At 59.6% G+C, this 16,823-nt stretch carries 14 protein-coding genes and 1 tRNA gene (1 of these 15 cut by a window edge); 4 read left to right on the top strand and 11 right to left on the bottom strand.

Annotation, left to right across the window (positions count from 1 at the left end; translation table 11 throughout):
- The 4 genes from JWZ97_RS15665 to JWZ97_RS15650 form a co-directional block, all read right to left on the bottom strand.
- Positions 1 to 32 carry the 5' end (the start) of a hypothetical protein gene (locus tag JWZ97_RS15665; protein ID WP_205431100.1) on the bottom strand. It extends 421 nt beyond the left edge of the window, so only the first 32 of its 453 coding nucleotides appear in the window; it begins with the start codon at positions 30 to 32; its stop codon lies off the left edge, out of view.
- Between the two features lie 271 nt (positions 33 to 303).
- Positions 304 to 1,281: a sulfur carrier protein ThiS gene (thiS, locus tag JWZ97_RS15660; RefSeq protein WP_205431098.1), complete on the bottom strand. Its 978-nt coding sequence runs from the start codon at positions 1,279 to 1,281 to the stop codon at positions 304 to 306.
- Between the two features lies 1 nt (position 1,282).
- Positions 1,283 to 2,392, bottom strand: a complete 1,110-nt coding sequence (gene aroG / locus JWZ97_RS15655) for a 3-deoxy-7-phosphoheptulonate synthase AroG (RefSeq protein WP_205431096.1) — start codon at positions 2,390 to 2,392, stop codon at positions 1,283 to 1,285.
- A gap of 151 nt (positions 2,393 to 2,543) precedes the next feature.
- Positions 2,544 to 3,557: a Gfo/Idh/MocA family protein gene (locus tag JWZ97_RS15650; protein ID WP_205431094.1), complete on the bottom strand. Its 1,014-nt coding sequence runs from the start codon at positions 3,555 to 3,557 to the stop codon at positions 2,544 to 2,546.
- Positions 3,558 to 3,706: 149 nt separating this feature from the next.
- Between JWZ97_RS15650 and lgt the strand changes: the two genes are divergently transcribed.
- Complete coding sequence (lgt, locus tag JWZ97_RS15645; RefSeq protein WP_205431093.1) at positions 3,707 to 4,492, top strand: prolipoprotein diacylglyceryl transferase; 786 nt, start codon at positions 3,707 to 3,709, stop codon at positions 4,490 to 4,492.
- A 16-nt stretch (positions 4,493 to 4,508) separates the two neighbouring features.
- Positions 4,509 to 5,762 carry an AmpG family muropeptide MFS transporter gene (locus JWZ97_RS15640; RefSeq protein WP_205431092.1) on the top strand — a complete coding sequence of 418 codons (1,254 nt, stop codon included), beginning with the start codon at positions 4,509 to 4,511 and terminating at the stop codon, positions 5,760 to 5,762.
- Positions 5,763 to 5,976: 214 nt separating this feature from the next.
- Here JWZ97_RS15640 and tkt read toward each other — a convergent pair whose 3' ends face one another.
- Both tkt and JWZ97_RS15630 read right to left on the bottom strand, forming a co-directional pair.
- Positions 5,977 to 7,989, bottom strand: a complete 2,013-nt coding sequence (gene tkt / locus JWZ97_RS15635; RefSeq protein WP_205431091.1) for a transketolase — start codon at positions 7,987 to 7,989, stop codon at positions 5,977 to 5,979.
- Positions 7,990 to 8,140: 151 nt separating this feature from the next.
- On the bottom strand, positions 8,141 to 9,130 hold the full coding sequence (locus JWZ97_RS15630) for a transaldolase (RefSeq protein ID WP_205431090.1): 990 nt from the start codon (positions 9,128 to 9,130) through the stop codon (positions 8,141 to 8,143).
- 546 nt (positions 9,131 to 9,676) lie between these two features.
- Between JWZ97_RS15630 and lpxD the strand changes: the two genes are divergently transcribed.
- Together lpxD and JWZ97_RS15620 are read left to right on the top strand one after the other, a co-directional pair.
- The gene (gene lpxD, locus JWZ97_RS15625) at positions 9,677 to 10,738 is read left to right on the top strand and encodes a UDP-3-O-(3-hydroxymyristoyl)glucosamine N-acyltransferase (RefSeq protein WP_205431089.1); all 1,062 of its coding nucleotides are present in this window, start codon (positions 9,677 to 9,679) and stop codon (positions 10,736 to 10,738) included.
- Positions 10,731 to 11,609, top strand: a complete 879-nt coding sequence (locus tag JWZ97_RS15620) for an LpxI family protein (RefSeq protein WP_205431088.1) — start codon at positions 10,731 to 10,733, stop codon at positions 11,607 to 11,609. The genes lpxD and JWZ97_RS15620 overlap by 8 nt, the downstream gene beginning before the upstream one ends.
- A 755-nt stretch (positions 11,610 to 12,364) precedes the next feature.
- Here the strand turns inward: JWZ97_RS15620 and JWZ97_RS15615 are convergent.
- From JWZ97_RS15615 to rpsU, 5 genes are all read right to left on the bottom strand, one after another.
- Positions 12,365 to 12,441: transfer RNA gene (locus tag JWZ97_RS15615), tRNA-Ile, on the bottom strand.
- A gap of 7 nt (positions 12,442 to 12,448) precedes the next feature.
- Positions 12,449 to 14,248 carry an RNA polymerase sigma factor RpoD gene (rpoD, locus tag JWZ97_RS15610; RefSeq protein WP_205431087.1) on the bottom strand — a complete coding sequence of 600 codons (1,800 nt, stop codon included), beginning with the start codon at positions 14,246 to 14,248 and terminating at the stop codon, positions 12,449 to 12,451.
- Positions 14,249 to 14,331: 83 nt separating this feature from the next.
- On the bottom strand, positions 14,332 to 16,074 hold the full coding sequence (dnaG, locus tag JWZ97_RS15605) for a DNA primase (protein WP_240342374.1): 1,743 nt from the start codon (positions 16,072 to 16,074) through the stop codon (positions 14,332 to 14,334).
- 29 nt (positions 16,075 to 16,103) lie between these two features.
- On the bottom strand, positions 16,104 to 16,553 hold the full coding sequence (locus JWZ97_RS15600) for a GatB/YqeY domain-containing protein (protein WP_205431086.1): 450 nt from the start codon (positions 16,551 to 16,553) through the stop codon (positions 16,104 to 16,106).
- Positions 16,554 to 16,574: 21 nt separating this feature from the next.
- Positions 16,575 to 16,808, bottom strand: a complete 234-nt coding sequence (gene rpsU, locus JWZ97_RS15595) for a 30S ribosomal protein S21 (protein WP_205431085.1) — start codon at positions 16,806 to 16,808, stop codon at positions 16,575 to 16,577.
- Positions 16,809 to 16,823 lie beyond the last annotated feature (15 nt).

Below are 16,823 nucleotides of genomic sequence, written 5' to 3'. Positions count from 1 at the left end.
TGCGCACCCCAGAGAGAGACAACTTCATTCATCGACCCACTCCTATCCATGATGACATCCCATACTAAAGCAATTGCGGTATTACTGACATTCCCGCCCCGCCTATCCGCCCGAACACAGCATCCGGGCGCAAAATCAGAATTGGCGCATATAAATAAAGCAATTTTCAGACCACTTGAAACAATGCCTTAACTCATTACTCCGGCCACGCTGAACTTCGCGATTATGCCCGCTCCACATGAACAGGTTGTGACATCTGATCAGCAAGCTTATCCGTATGTATCCGCGAGATTCAGAACACGCTCAAAAAAACAATCCGTCGACGGGTGACGACGCCGAGGCATAGCGCTTGCGCGGCATGCGCCCCGCCAGGAAGGCCTCGCGACCGGCTTCGATAGCCTTTTTCATGGCAGAAGCCATAAGAACAGGGTTCTTGGCTTCGGCAATTGCCGTATTCATCAATACACCACCACAACCCAACTCCATGGCGATGGCGGCATCTGAGGCGGTACCCACACCCGCATCCACCAGAACGGGCACGCTCGCATTTTCCAAAATGGTGAGCAAGTTGTACGGATTGCGTATACCCAAGCCCGAACCGATAGGAGCGGCAAGCGGCATGACTGCGACGCAGCCCAAGTCCTCGAGTCGCTTTGCGGTAATGGGATCGTCATTGGTATAGACCATGACATCGAAGCCTTCGGCAACCAGAATTTTTGCGGCCTCCAAGGTACCGATTACATCCGGGAACAGCGTTTTGGGATCGCCCAATACCTCCAGTTTGACCAGCTTGTGACCGTCCAACAGTTCACGCGCGAGGCGACAGGTCCGAACGGCGTCCTCGACGGTGTAGCATCCCGCGGTATTCGGTAGCAGGGTGTAGCGCTCCGGCGGGAGCACATCGAGCAGATTGGGCTGGCTCGGGTCCTGGCCGATATTGCTGCGCCTGATGGCCACCGTGATGATTTCCGCGCCGCTCGCCTCGACTGCTCGACGGGTTTCTTCCAAATCCTTATATTTCCCGGTGCCCACCAGTAGACGGGAGTGAAAGACCCTGCCCGCTATCGTGAACGTATCCTCCTGGCCCCCGCCGATGGCGCGCACGATTTCCAGGCGATCACCGTCACGCAAAGCACACTTGGCGTATTCGCCATGAGGCACGATGGCTGCATTCCGTTCGACGGCGATGCGGACTCCCGACAATTGCAATTCGGCCACCAGATCGGCCAGCGTGAGATTTTCTTCCATACGGCGCGTTTCGCCGTTCAAGATGATTTCCATGCTAACCCTCATGCGGTGCCGGGATCGCCTGGCGCCGCCGCTTTACGGCGTCTGCCAGCTCTCGCAATAGCGCTTCACTCTCTTCCCAACCAATACAGGCATCGGTGATGCTCTGTCCGTAAGTGAGCGGCTGCCCCGGCAGACGTTTCTGACTACCGGCCACCAGATGGCTTTCGACCATCACGCCGAAGATGCGCCGGTCGCCGGCCGCGATCTGCCCGGCCACGTCATGGCCCACCGCCATCTGCCGGCGATAATCCTTACAACTGTTGGCGTGGCTAAAATCGATCATGATCTTGGCTGGCAGATTGGCCTTTTCGAGCTGGCCTGCCGTGTCGTCGACGCTGACGGCATCGTAGTTCGGCGCTTTTCCGCCGCGCAGGATGATATGGCTGTCCTCGTTGCCGATGGTGGAGAAAATTGCCGAACGCCCCGCCTTGGTGAGCGAGAGAAAATGATGCGGACGCCGCGCCGCGCCGATGGCGTCAATGGCGACTTTGATCGTCCCGTCGGTGGCATTCTTGAAACCGACCGGGCAGGACAGCCCCGAGGCGAGTTCGCGATGAACCTGGCTCTCGGTGGTACGGGCGCCTATCGCCCCCCATGCGATCAAGTCCGACACGTATTGCGGCGTGATGAGATCGAGGTATTCGGTCGCGGCCGGCACGCCCATCTGGTTCAAATCGAGCAAAAGCTTGCGCGCCATGCGCAAACCCTTATTGATATTGAAGCTTTCGTTCAGATCCGGGTCGTTGATCAGCCCTTTCCAACCCACCGTCGTGCGCGGCTTTTCAAAATAAACCCGCATGACGACAAGCAGGTCCTTCGCCAACTCGGCTTTCAGCTTGAGCAGCCTGCCGGCATATTCCAGCGCGGCGTCCGGCTCGTGGATGGAGCAAGGACCAACGACGACCAGGAGACGGTCATCCGTGCCGGCCAAAATATCATGGATCGCCCGCCGCGCCTGTATCGTGGTCAACGCTGCGGCCTGGGTGATGGGGTATTCGTCGTGCGTCAGTTCCGGAGGAATGACCTCCTTGATCGCACGGATGCGTAAGTCGTCGGTATTCAACACATCCAACGAGGCAGCTTGATCATTATTCAATGTCATGGTCCTAACCCCGGTCTTGCCGGGTGTGTATCTATATGGATCGAATCAGGCATTGTAACCGCGATGGCTTTTGTCTAACCACAACCGCGGAGCGTCGCCGGCAGATCGAGGCATTTGCCTCACGCCGTTGTGTCGGATGCCGCTATCGGCATCATGCCAATTCGACGACCCGCCCCTCGGCGGCCGATTTCAATGCCGCGACGATGGTGCGGCAATTGGCTTTCGCGTCGTCCAACGATAGCGATGGCGCTTCGCCCGCCAAAACCGCCCGACTGAAATGTTCGATTTCCAGGTTGAAATGATTGGCGGCGGGCAGTTGCTCGGTAGCGCTACGCCCGTCTTCGGTCCACCAGGAGATGACCGGGACATCGCCCGGCAACTGCCATACGGTATGGCATTTTATTCCGCCCTTGGTGCCTATCAGCTCGTATTCAGAACGCCGCGCGCGCTCGAAGCTGAAGTCGAAATGCGCGTAACGCCCATCGCCGAAGTCCAGGATGCCACTGGTCGCGATGTCGGCGCCGCTTTCCACGTATTTCGCGATCGTGGTAACCCTGACCGGATCGCGGTCGAACCACATCCGGGCGGAATGGATGGCATAACAGCCGATGTCCCACATCGCCCCGCCGCCCAGCGCTACATCTTGAACGAGGCGATATCGGCGCGCCGGACGCATCATGAAGGAATAGCTTGAGCGGACCGAGCGGACCTCGCCGATCAAGCCGGAATCCACCAGTTCCCTGACCCGTGCATGCTGGGGATGAAAGCGATACATGAAGCCTTCCATCACCGTGACGCCATGCTCTCGCGCCGCCGCTGCTATGGCCTCGATGTCGTCCACGGTCAGCGCCATCGGTTTTTCGCACAAAACATGCTTGCCGCGCCGTATGGCCCGCAAAGTCCACTCGGCGTGTTCGTGATTCGCTAAAGGCAGATAGACCGCCTGCACGGCTTCATCGTCGAGTAATGCTTCCAACTGATCGTAAACCACCACGCCTTGCTGATGCGGCGCATACTGGGCCAAGGTCTGCGCGGCCGCATCGGGACGGCGGCTGGCGATGGCGACCAGCTCGCTGTTTTCGGCTTCGACGATGGCCGGCAATAGACGCTCGTTAACCCGCGCCGCGCCCAGGATGCCCCAGCGTAACTTCTTTTCTGTGCTCATGCTTCTCTCCTTAGCCGAGTTTATTAGTGGTCGACCTCGGCCCGGCATGATAGCGCCGCCAGTGCCGCCTGTCTCCGTACCAGCAGACTTGCGGCAGAGCTGCCCCTCCGCCATCATCGGCCGCTGACTTACGGATTTCGAGCATACGCATGATCTGGGACCTTTCCCCCATTGCCGTCACACTGCGTTTGGGGGGCTACACGCTGCCGGTGCACTGGTACGGACTATTTTTCGCATCGACCTTTGTATACGGAACGCTGATATTTCGTTATCTGTACCGGCGGGAACATCGACCACCGGACCAGGTTTACGATCTGGTCCTGACCGTGATCACCGGGACTGTCGTCGGTGCCCGACTGGGGCACGTATTGCTGTATGCCCCCGGCTACTACCTGTCGCAACCCTGGAAGATCCTGGCCGTTTGGGAAGGCGGCCTGGCCAGCCACGGCGCCCTGGTCGGTATCATCGTCGCGGTATGGCTGTACGCGAAATTTGCCGTGAATCAGCCTTTCTTGTGGCTGTGCGACCGAATCGGCATGACGGTCCCCTTATCGGGCTGCTTGATTCGGATCGGCAATTTCTTCAATTCCGAGATACTCGGCACTCCGACCGACCTGCCGTGGGGGGTAGTCTTCGCCCGCATCGATGGCGTGCCCCGCCATCCCGTGCAACTCTATGAAGCGCTGTGTTATTTGCTGATCTTCGCGCTGCAGTTCCGCTTCTATTTACGCCATGGCAACGCCCCGCCGCCGGGCGAGTTGTTCGGACGCTTTTTCGTCACCGTTTTCGGCACCCGTTTCTTGCTGGAGTTCTTCAAGGAAGGACAGGCCAGCTTCGAAGCGGGCTGGACTATCACCATGGGCCAGTGGTTGAGCATCCCCGCCGTTGTGGCCGGAATACTGCTTGTCTATTCGGCTCGCCGTCGGATGGCCTGACCGGATTAGACCTAACATGACCTCTACCCACTGGCGCTCGGTTCTGCTGAACCGGCGCATGCTCATCTGCGTGTTCACCGGATTCAGCTCCGGCCTGCCTCTCTATATCCTGATCAGCCTGCTTCCGGCCTGGCTGCGGAGCGAGCACGTAGACCTCAAGGCGATCGGACTGTTTACCCTCATCCAGTTTCCTTTCACCTGGAAGTTCATCTGGGCGCCGGTGTTCGACCGTTACACCTTGCCGCTGGGTCGGCGGCGCGGCTGGCTGCTGCTCACGCAACTCGCCCTGTTGGCGGGTATCCCGCTGTTCGGCTGGCTGCATCCGACCCTAGACCTGACGCTGATTGCCACCCTGGCCGCCGCCGTGGCCTTTTTTTCCGCCTCGCAGGACACAGTCCTTGATGCATACCGCCGCGAACTGCTGCCCGATGCCGAACTAGGGCTCGGCAACGCGGTTCATGTCAACGCTTACAAGATCGCCGGCCTGATTCCCGGTTCCTTATCACTGGTACTGGCCGACCATTTGCCATGGAACACGGTTTTTCTGGTCACCGGACTGTTCATGCTACCGGGCGTCGCGATGACCGTGCTGATAAGCGAGCCCGAACTGCAAACCAGCCCGCCCAGGACACTACGACAGGCCGTCGTCGAGCCCTTTCGCGAGTTCACCCAGCGGCGGGGATGGACAAGCGCGCTGTGGGTGCTCGCATTCATCTTCTTCTACAAGCTCGGTGACAGCATGGCCACCTCGCTGGCGACACCGTTCTATCTGGACATGGGCTTTTCCAAGACCGAAATCGGCCTGGTGGCGAAAAACGCGGGGCTTTGGCCCAGCATCGTAGGCGGATTGCTGGGGGGCGCCTGGATGGTCAGATTGGGCATCAACCGGGCCTTATGGCTGTTCGGCGTCATGCAGATGGCGGCCATATTGGGATTTGCCTGGCTGGCCTGGCTAGGCCACCACGAAATCGTAGGCACCCTGGAACTAACCGAACTAGCCGCGGTGATCGGCGTCGAGGCCTTCGGCGTGGGGCTCGGTACGGCGGCCTTCGTCGCCTTCATCGCCCACACCACACATCCGCTTTATACCGCCACCCAATTCGCGCTCTTCGCCAGTTTGTCGGCGGTCCCCCGCACCTTCGCCAACGCCGCCACGGGCTGGCTGGTCGAATGGATGGGCTGGATGCCTTATTTTTTGCTGTGTTTCGCCCTGGCGATACCGGGCATGCTGATGTTGCTGAGGGTCGCACCTTGGCGTGATCCGAAATAACCCCGCTTCTTCGCCGGGACAGACGCGATTGCCCTTAGCCGAAACGCAGATCGCAAAACGACCCGCAAAGAAAACGCCCTTCCTTCCGGACCCGAAGCCGGCGTGAACCGACTTCGGGTTTAGCCCGGAAAGGAAGGGCGTTTTAGCTGAGATCCCTCATCCGGCCCTTCGCGCCCCCTTCTCCCAAAGGGAGAAGGGGGCGAGGGGCGAAGACTTAGAGGATGGACTCTACGGTCTTGACGACGTTCTCGACGGTGAAGCCAAACTCCTTGAACAACAGAGGAGCCGGCGCGGACTCGCCGAAGCGGTCGAGACCGACCACCTTGCCGGCGCTGCCGACATACTTCCACCAGCCGTCGCTGACGCCGGCCTCGATGGCCACGCGCTTGGTGACGGAAGGCGGCAGGACGGAATCCTTGTAGGCCTGATCCTGGGCGTCGAACACGTTGGTGGACGGAACCGACACCACGCGCACCTTCTTGCCCTTGGCGGTCAGCTCGGCGGCGGACTTCACGGCCAATTCCAGCTCGGAACCGGTCGCCAGCAGGATGACCTCCGGCGTGCCCGCACTGTCGCTCACCACGTAGGCGCCGCGCGCGATGGCCTTGACCTGCTCCGGCGTGCGCGGGGTGTGGGCCAGGTTCTGGCGCGAGAAGATCAGCACCGACGGACCATCCTTGCGCTCGATCGCGGCTTTCCAGGATACGGCCGACTCGACCGCATCGCCCGGACGCCAGACCTGGATGTTCGGAATCAGACGCAGGGTGGCGGTCTGCTCGATCGGCTGGTGGGTCGGGCCGTCTTCGCCCAGACCGATGGAGTCGTGGGTGTAGACGTAGATCACCGGCACCTTCATCAGGGACGACATGCGGATCGCGTTACGGGCGTATTCCGAGAACATCAGGAAAGTCGCGCCGTAGGGCTTGAAGCCGCCGTGCAGGGCGAGGCCGTTCATGATGGCGGACATGCCGAACTCGCGCACGCCGTAGTTGATGTAGTTGCCGTCGTTGCCCGGCGCGTTGACATTCTTGGCGCCGGACCACAGGGTCAGGTTGGAGCCGGCCAGGTCGGCCGAACCGCCCAGCAGTTCGGGCAGCAGCGGGCCGAAGCCATTGAGGGCGTTCTGCGAGGCCTTGCGACTGGCGATGGTTTCGGCCTTCTCGTCGACCTTGGCGACGAAGGTTGCGGACTTTTCGGCCCAGTCTTTCGGCAGTTCGCCAACGATGCGGCGCTCGAACTCGGCGGCCAGTTCCGGGAACTCGCTGCGATAGTTCTCGAAGCGGTTATTCCAGTCGGCTTCGTACTTCGCACCGGTCTCCAGGGCGCTCCAGCCTTCGTAGATGTCGGCCGGAATTTCGAAGGCCGGGTGCGGCCAGCCGATGGTTTCGCGAACCAGGGCGACTTCGTCGGCCCCCAGGGCGGCGCCGTGGCATTCTTCCTTACCCTGCTTGTTCGGCGAACCCCAGCCGATGATGGTCTTGGCAGCGATCAGCGAGGGCTTGTCGGTGACTTTGCGCGCTTCTTCGATAGCCTTTTTCACCGCGTCGGCGTCATGGCCGTCGACGTCGCGCACCACGTGCCAGCCGTAGGCTTCGAAGCGGGCCGGAGTGTCGTCCAGGAACCAGCCCGGGGTGTCGCCATGGCCGCGTACTTCGCCGTCGATGGAGATGTTGTTGTCGTCGTAGACGGCGATCAGCTTGCCCAGCTTGAAGGAACCGGCCAGTGAAGCCGCTTCGTGGGAGATGCCTTCCATCAAGCAGCCGTCACCGAGGAACACGTAGGTGTAGTGGTCGACGATGTCATGGCCGGGACGGTTGAACTGGGCGGCCAGGGTGCGCTCGGCAAGGGCGAAGCCCACGGCGTTGGTGATGCCCTGCCCCAGCGGACCGGTGGTGGTTTCCACGCCCGGCGTATAACCGTATTCGGGATGACCCGGGGTCTTGGAATGCAGCTGGCGGAAGTTCTTCAGCTCCTCGATCGGCAGAGGATAGCCGGTCAGGTGGAGGAGCGAGTAGATGAGCATGGAGCCGTGGCCGTTGGACAGAATGAAACGGTCGCGGTCGGGCCAGTTCGGATTGGCGGGGTTGTGGCGCAAAAAGTCGTTCCACAAGACCTCGGCGATGTCGGCCATGCCCATGGGCGCGCCCGGATGTCCGGAGTTGGCCTTTTGCACGGAATCCATGCTCAAGGCGCGTATGGCGTTAGCAAGTTCTCGACGCGAAGGCATGTTTTTTCTCCTTGGTTTTATAGTTTGAAAAACAATAAGTTAGCGGGAAACCATCCAGCACCGGCGGTCACACCGCCATTATGTTTGGCGTAGCCAATTCTGGAGGAAACAGGCCGTTGCGCCAGGTTTCCCCGCGCAACGGCCCCATACCTTAGGCCGCTTCCAGATGGACCAGGCGTTCGGCCAGCAGCTTCTCCAACTGCTCCAGCGCCTTGGTGAAGCCCTCGATGCCCTCGGCCAGCTTGTCGTTGGCCATACGATTCTCGGCATGCAGCCGGTCGAATTCGTACTTGTTGACGTGGATCTTCTCGATCGGCAAATCGGCGGCCTTGGCCGGGTCCAGTTTGCGCGGCAGGTCGCCCGTGGTGGCTTGCAGTTCAGCCAGCAACGAAGGCGCGATGGTCAACAGGTCGCTACCGGCCAGTTCGGTGATTTCACCGATGTTGCGGAAGCTGGCACCCATGACTTCCGTCTTGTAGCCGAACTTCTTGTAGTAGTTGTAGATCTGGGTGACCGACAGGACGCCCGGATCTTCCTCAGGCGCATAAGAGTCGCGGCCGGTATCTTTCTTGTACCAGTCGAGGATGCGTCCGACGAAGGGCGAGATCAGGGTGATGCCGTTTTCGGCGCAGGCGATGGCCTGGTGGATGCCGAACAGCAGGGTCAGATTGGTGTGGATACCTTCCTTCTCCAGCACGGCAGCGGCCTGGATGCCTTCCCAGGTGGCGGCGATCTTGATCAGGATGCGTTTTTTGGAAACACCGGCAGCCTCGTACTGCTTGATGATGTCGCGCGCCTTCTCGATGGTCGCGTCGGTGTCATAGGACAGGCGAGCGTCCACTTCGGTGGAAACACGGCCCTCGATGATTTCCAGGATCTTCAGACCGAAGGAGACAGCCAAGCGGTCGAAAGCGAGATTCGAAACTTGGGCGGCGGTAGCGCCGGCACCCAGCGTTTTACGCGCACCCTTCAGGGTGTCGTCCACGATGCCCTGGTATTGCGGCAATTGCGCGGCGGCGGTGATCAGCGAAGGATTGGTGGTCGCGTCGCGCGGTTTGAACTTCTCAATCGCTTCGATATCGCCGGTATCGGCTACAACCACGGTCACTTCCCGAAGCTGCTCGAGTAGATTTTTCGACATTGATAGTCTCCTAAGGTTACTGAGGTGTGAATTAGTTTGGGACCCACCGGATATTCCGGCGCCCGATCACGATGGCATAACGACCCCGCCGACGAGGGCATGCACATTAACGGGTTTGCTTAAAGCTACGCTCCTGCGGTTTGCTATTAATTATTTGCGATCCAAGGTACGCGTAAGGTCCGGAAGCTGCGTACAACAAGCCGCCGCAGGATGCGATCGCCGATTTCCGTCTAGCCATGCCAGCCGCCCTGCCCGCACAATTGCGCCGGACATGGTAGCAAATTCCAGGTCTGGCGCACAATTGAGGAGTTTTCCCGCCGCCTGCGAGGTGATCCGGTTTTGAACGCATGCGGCCACCGGCTGCATAAGCCCGGATCAAGATCGCAGGCGCTTGGCTCCCGCCCGTGATCCGCTCACCGGCAGAATAGATGTAGCCAGAACGGCGGCTCTAGTACGTCAGGGACAATCCTCTTAGAATCCAGACGGCGATGGTCCTGGGCTCGGCTGCAGGCCGTCTCATTCGTTTATGACCCGGGGGACAAAGACATGAACGCGGTGAAGCTATCCGAATTATCCGGTCATCTTGCCGAACATGGCTTTTCGAATCACATCGACGGGCCGGACGATCCCTATCTATTCGGCGTAAATACGCTGCTGGAATCCGGAGAGGGGGAGCTGACTTTCCTGGCCAATTTGAAATATCGGGCGAAGTTGTTCGAAACTCGCGCCTCGTCGGCCATCGTGGGCGTGAACGAACCCGTGCCCGAACGGCTGACCGTGCTGCGCTGCCAGGATCCGTATGGCGCCGTGGCCCATGCCATTCATTTCATACACGGGGTGCGCAAGCACCCGCACTGGGGGCGTGATCGGCGGGCGGAAATCGCGGCGTCCGCCCGCATCGGCCAGGCCGCCAACATCGGCCCTTTCGTGACCATAGACGACAACGTGGTCATCGGCGACAACGTCACCCTTTATCCCGGCTGCTATATCGGCAAGGGCGTCACACTGGGCGACGAAGTAACGCTCTATCCGAATGTCGTCATTTACGACGGCAGCCGCATCGGCAATCGGGTGACCCTGCACGCGGGAACCGTTGTGGGCCAGGACGGGCTCGGCTACGCCCCTGTCGACGGTCGCTGGGTCAAGATTCCCCAGGCCGGCAGGGTGGTTATCGAGGACGACGTCGAGATGGGCGCCAATTGCGCCATCGACAGGGCGACCTTGGGTGAAACCCGGATCGGCGCCGGCACCAAGTTCAGCGACGCGGTCGTCATCGGACATGGCACCAAGGTCGGCAAACACGGCATGTTCGTGGCCCAGACCGGGCTCGCGGGATCGGTCACGGTCGGCGAGCACGTCACCATGGGCGGGCAGGTGGGCGTCGCGGGACATCTGACCATCGGCGACCATGTCACCATCGGCGCCAAAAGCGGCGTGTGGAGCGACATCCCATCCAACGAGCGCTATTTCGGCAGTCCCGCCTTCAAATGGAAGCAGTTCTGGCGCCAGATCGCGGCGGTAAAGGAATTGCCCGACGTATTGAAAAAGCTGCACCGCCTGGAAGAGGAAGTACACGATTTGCGCGAAAGACTGGCCTGCGATGAGTAAGAGCCCTGTGGCAACACTGGGCGTGATTGCGGGTGCCGGGAAATTTCCCATCATGGTGATCGAAGGTGCTCACCGCGCCGGTCATCGCGTGGTGGTTCTCGGCCTCAAGGAAATCGCTGATCCGGCTCTGGCGGAATTGGCGGACGAGTTTCACTGGGTCGCCCCCTTGCATCTCGGCCAATGGATGCGAACGCTGAACCGGAGCGGTGCCCGAAGCGCCGTCATGGCCGGCTACGTGCGCAAGCAGACCATGTACCGGCGCTTCGGGATATTGAGCTTCCTCCCGGACTGGCGCTTCCTCAAGCTCTGGTTTCTTGACATTCCCGACCGGCGCAACGACACCGTGCTGAAGGCGGTGGCCGTGCTATTGGCAAGACACGGGATCGTGCTGGAGGATGTCACCCGACATTGCGGCTCGGCCGTCGCCGGGGAGGGCACCCTCGGTACCGCGACCCTCACGGCCGCTCAGCGCAGGGACTTGGCGCTCGGCTGGTCCATCGCGAAGGAGATGGGACGCTTGGACATCGGCCAGTCCATCGCCGTCAAGGATGCCGAAGTCATCGCCGTGGAAGCCATCGAAGGCACCGACCAGATGATCGAACGTGCGGGAGCGCTGTGCAGGAGCGGCGGGTGGATGATGGTCAAGGTAGCGAAACCGGATCAGGACATGCGCTTCGACGTTCCGACCGTGGGACCGGACACGATAGCGAACCTGCAAAGGCACGGCGCCAGTGCGCTCGTCATCGAAGCCGACAAGACGGTAATCGTCGATCGCGAGGAAACGATAGCCGCCGCCAACCGCCTTGGTATTGCCGTCGTGGGCGCTCTGCATTGCGACGCGGCCGGATCGGTTCGTTCAGCGCGATGCTGAGATCAATTCCTCTGAGGTGCAGTTATCCAGCATGCGGCCGGACCCGCGACCCACGGCGCTGACAGCAACTTGCCATTGGATGCGCATCGCACCGGATAAGGTATCCCTGTAGCACAGTACGCCTGTCGCCTGTAACAGATGGGTTGGCCGCCTCCGATGGCTAACGGCCCGCGCGCAGGGCGCAACGCCTGGCACCACACACGGTGCTGGTTACTTGCAAGCACCATGGCGTCCAAGCCGAGCGAAGAGGTTTTCGCAACGCATTTCCGGACCACTTTGGTCGACCGGACCGGCGGTGAGGATGCATTTGCCGCCGGGTTCTAATTGGTTTGACCCAAGGCCAGCCGCTGAGCTGTTGTCTACGCGGCGGAGCTACAGTTGTCCGCCCAAGTCATCGCCGCGACGGGGAGCCGTCCGACGTCGGTCGCATTGGGAATGCTCACAGGCTGACACCCTGCAAACTCGAGAGCTGGAAGAGCGATACGTTGATCATGTGCCCAGTCTTTGAACCATCAAATCTCGGTAACATGCTCGCAGCGGACCCGATGCTGGATGGCAGAAGCATACGCCGCGTCAGCCGCGCACTGCCGGGACAATAGGCAGGCTCACGGGTTTGCAAAACATTCGGGCCATGTCCTATCGGAAGCGGTGGACCAGGGGGAAATTTCATTAGCAAAGCGGGACAAACTATCCTGCTAGCATTACTCAGGCAGAAACAAAAAAAGGCCTGCATCGCTGCAAGCCTTTGTTTTTATTGGTGGGCCCTCAAGGACTTGAACCTTGGACCAAGGGATTATGAGTCCCCTGCTCTGACCAACTGAGCTAAGGGCCCGTGTCTGTCAATCCAGATCCAGGAAGCTCTTCAACTGCTCGGACCGGGAAGGATGGCGGAGCTTGCGGAGCGCTTTTGCTTCGATCTGCCTGATGCGTTCACGGGTAACATCGAACTGCTTACCGACCTCTTCCAAGGTATGGTCGGTGTTCATATCGATGCCGAAACGCATGCGCAGCACTTTCGCTTCGCGCGCGGTCAAGCCAGCCAATACATGCTGGGTGGTTTCCCGCAAACCTGCGACAGTTGCAGATTCTACAGGAGACATGACCCTGGAGTCTTCAATAAAATCGCCCAAATGCGAATCTTCGTCATCACCGATGGGAGTTTCCATCGAGATGGGCTCTTTCGCGATCTTCAAGACCTTGCGCACTTTGTCTTCGGGCATTTCCATGCGGATGGCCAGTTCCTCCGGCGTCGGTTCGCGCCCCATTTCCTGCAGCATCTGCCTGGAAATGCGATTCAGCTTGTTGATCGTTTCTATCATATGCACCGGTATCCGTATGGTGCGCGCCTGGTCTGCGATGGACCGGGTGATCGCCTGGCGTATCCACCAGGTTGCGTAGGTCGAGAATTTGTAACCTCGCCGGTATTCGAACTTGTCCACTGCCTTCATGAGGCCGATATTGCCTTCCTGGATCAGATCGAGGAACTGCAGACCGCGATTGGTGTATTTTTTAGCTATGGAAATAACGAGACGCAGGTTCGCCTCGATCATTTCCTTCTTGGCCAAGCGCGCCTGGGTTTCACCCACCGACATGCGGCGGTTAACTTCCTTGATCTTACCGACGCTGAGCGAGTTTTCCTTTTCGACCTGCAGGATTTTACCCTGCGCACGGCGAATATCTTCCGCATGAGAGAGCAAGGCCTGCGCATAAGGCTGACCACTCGCGATTAGGTCATCGAGCCAACCGGGACTCGTGCCTTTTTCCGTGAAACTCTTCAAAAATTCGGCGCGCGGCATCTTGGCCCTGTTGACCACCAAATTCTGGATGATGCGTTCTTGCTCCCGGATGCGCCCCACCGCGCCGTGCAGTATATCCGTGAGCTCCTTGAAAAACGCGGGCGTTTTCTTGAATTCCAGAAAGCTTTCGGCCAAAAGCGCAAACGCCTTTTCAGTACGCTCGTGATCGTGCCCATATTTGCTTTGGGCAGCCAAGGCGGCCTTATGTTGTTTTTTGAACGCCTCCAGCTTTTCCTTTACGAGTTCGGGATCGGGCCCCGACTCGCCCTCTTCGTCCGCCAGCAACTCCCCTTCGCCATCCTCATCTTCCGCGACCGCTTCGGGCTGGTTTGGATCGAAGAAATCGGAAATGAGATCCGAAAGCCGCAGTTCTCCGCTATCGATACGCTCAAAAGCGCCGATGAAATAGTCCATGGAGGGCGAGAAGCGCACAAGCTCGCGGGCGACCTGATTAAGGCCTTCTTCGATACGCTTGGCGATGCTGAGCTCGCCTTCGCGGGTAAGCAATTCAACCGTACCCATTTCCCGCATGTACATGCGGACGGGGTCGGTGGTGCGGCCTAGTTCGGCATCGACCGAGGAGGCCAGGGCGGCAGCGACCTCCGCCGCTTCGTCTTCGTCGTCGCTGACCACTGCGGCATCCGGAATGATATCGGTATCCGGCGCATCTTCATGGACTTCGATCCCCATGTCGTTGATCATGGCGATGATGTCTTCCATCTGCTCGGGATCGACGATATCGCTGGGCAGATGGTCGTTCACCTCGGAATAGGTGAGAAAACCCTGCATCTTGCCCTTGGCGATCAGCTCTTTGAGCTGGGATTGCTGCTGTTCTTGGTTCATCGACTAACTCGCGTCTCGCTTTGTTACCGCAACACGGAACATTGCATTATATCGTTCAAAAAATTCTTAGCAAGCGGATGATTTTACCGCTCGCTCAACAGTCGCCGCATTTCCTCGCGCTCCGCGGGACTCAACGCACCTCCGCTACCCTTTGCTTCCAGCTCCTTTAGCCGCATATCCTGGCACCGACGCTTGTATTGTCGAGCCGCGCCGACAAACTCGGCCTCCTCCTGCGCAGGCGACAACGCGCGCTCTACGAGGCTCAGGGCCTTGACTTGCTTTTCTGCCGGATCACCCCGAAAAAGCTCCAGGATGCCACCAACTCCGATGCCGCTATTTACTTCCAGCGCCGAAAAAAGCTTGCTCGCCAAGTGCCCGGCATTTTTGTCGCTCTCGACCAGCCGTCGCGTTTCGTCGTCGAGCAGACGGAAAAGCCAGGGGTTTTGCACCAGCAGGCCAAGCAGAGTCCTCAGCAACGAAGGTCTGGCACGTTCCGCGACTGCGCCAAGCCGATGAGACAGAAGCTTAGTCGAATTTTTGACTTTTTCGCTCGTCTTGTAACCCGAAAGCTCGCTCAGCCGTTCATTCATCAGCTCGCGAAAGGTACTCGGCGGCATTTTTTCGACGAGCGGACGCGCTTCGCGGACCAGCGCCGAACGCCCCTCCAGCGTTTGCAGATCGAGGGGGGAGGATAAATACTGAAAAAAATAATCGGACAACGGCTGAGCTTGCCCGATGCGTCTTTCGAAAGCGTCCATACCTTCGTCGCGTACCATGCTGTCCGGGTCCTGCCCCTGCGGCAGCAGCAGGAAGCGTATCGTACGACCTTCCCGCAAAACCGGCAGAGCCGCTTCCAGCGCCTTCCAAGCCGCGCTTCGCCCGGCGTTGTCGCCGTCGAAACAAAACACCAGTTCGCGCGCATAACGGAACAACAGTTCAATATGCTCGCCGGAAGTCGCGGTTCCCAAGGTAGCGACGGCGTAAGGGATGCCGTGCTGGGCCAGAGCGATGACGTCCATGTAGCCTTCCGTGACCAGGATGCGCTCGGGGCGCCGGACCGCGTGCAACAGCTCGTAAAGCCCGTAGACTTCACGATGTTTCTTGAAAACGGGCGTTTCCGGCGAATTCAGATACTTGGGAGTCTCATCCCCCAGCACCCGTCCGCCGAACCCCACCACGCGCCCCCGCCGATCGCGTATGGGAAACATGACGCGATCACGAAAGCGATCGTAGTAACCGCCCTGCTCGCGGACTATGACCAAGCCTGCGCGATGCAATTCCTCCTGAGAAAAGCTGGCGGGGAGGCTGCGCCATCCCGGCGGGGCATAACCCAGGCCGTATTGCTTCGCGACTTCGCCGCTGACCCCGCGCTTTTTCAGATAAGCAACGGCTTTTTCGGCATCCGGGTGTTCGCGTAACTGTCTGGCATAAAATTGCGCGACCCGTTCCTGTAATGCATAAAGCGCGTCCGCTCCCGGCTCAGCCTGCCCGGCCGCGCGGGAGACCTCGCGCGGCACCTCGAGCCCCAAGGACTCGGCCAAACTCTCCACCGCCTCGACGAAGCTCAGCCGCTCGTATTCCATGAGAAAGCCGATGGCATTGCCGTGCGCGCCGCAACCGAAGCAGTGATAGAACTGCTTGTCGCGATGGACGTTGAAGCTGGGCGACTTTTCCGAGTGAAACGGACAGCGGGCGACGTAATTGACGCCCGCTTTTTTCAGCGGCACGCGCGCGTCGATGAGATCGACAATGTCGACCCGGGCGATCAAATCATCAACGAACTGGCGAGGAATCTTGCCGGCCATGCGGAACGACGGAGCCGCCATCTGGATGGCGGCCCTATCGGGTTAGGCCTTTAAGCGCTGAGCAGCGCGCGAATGCGGGCGCTGACCGAGGCCATATCGGCGCGCCCCTGCATCTTGGGCTTGAGCAAGGCCATGACCTTACCCATATCGGCTATCGCCGCGGCACCGGTCTCACTGATGACATCCCGCACCAAGGCATCGATCTCGGATTCGCTCAAGGCTTGCGGCAAAAAGTCCTGAAGCACCCGGATTTCGGCGCTTTCCGCATCAGCCAAATCCTGTCGGCCCGCCGCCGTATATTGGGTGATCGACTCGCGGCGCTGTTTGAGCATCTTATCGAGCACGGCGATCACCTGAGTATCATCGAGCTGAATGCGCTCGTCGACCTCTCGCTGCTTGACGGCCGCCAGAATCAGACGGATCACTCCCAGACGATCCTTCTCACCCGCCTTCATGGCGGCCTTCATTTCATCCTGTATACGCTGCTTTAACTCGCTCATAAGCGAAACTTGCCGCAGCAACTAGGTGGTCGGACGACCTTGGCGCAGGATCTTCAACGAGAAACGTTCGCGTGAAAGCTTTTTCAGGTGGCGCTTGACGGCGGCGGCGGCCTTGCGCTTGCGCTCTTCGGTCGGCTTTTCGTAAAACTCGCGGCGACGCACTTCGGACAACACACCGGCTTTTTCACAGGCACGCTTGAAGCGACGAATGGCGATTTCGAAAGGTTCGTTCTCTCTGAGCTTAATGGACGGCATGTAACTTCCTGAAAA

The sequence above is a fragment of the Methylococcus sp. EFPC2 genome (genome assembly GCF_016925495.1).
GTDB lineage: Bacteria > Pseudomonadota > Gammaproteobacteria > Methylococcales > Methylococcaceae > EFPC2.
The sequence above is the reverse complement of the archived record's forward strand: the minus strand, read 5'-3'. Positions and strand labels throughout refer to the sequence as shown.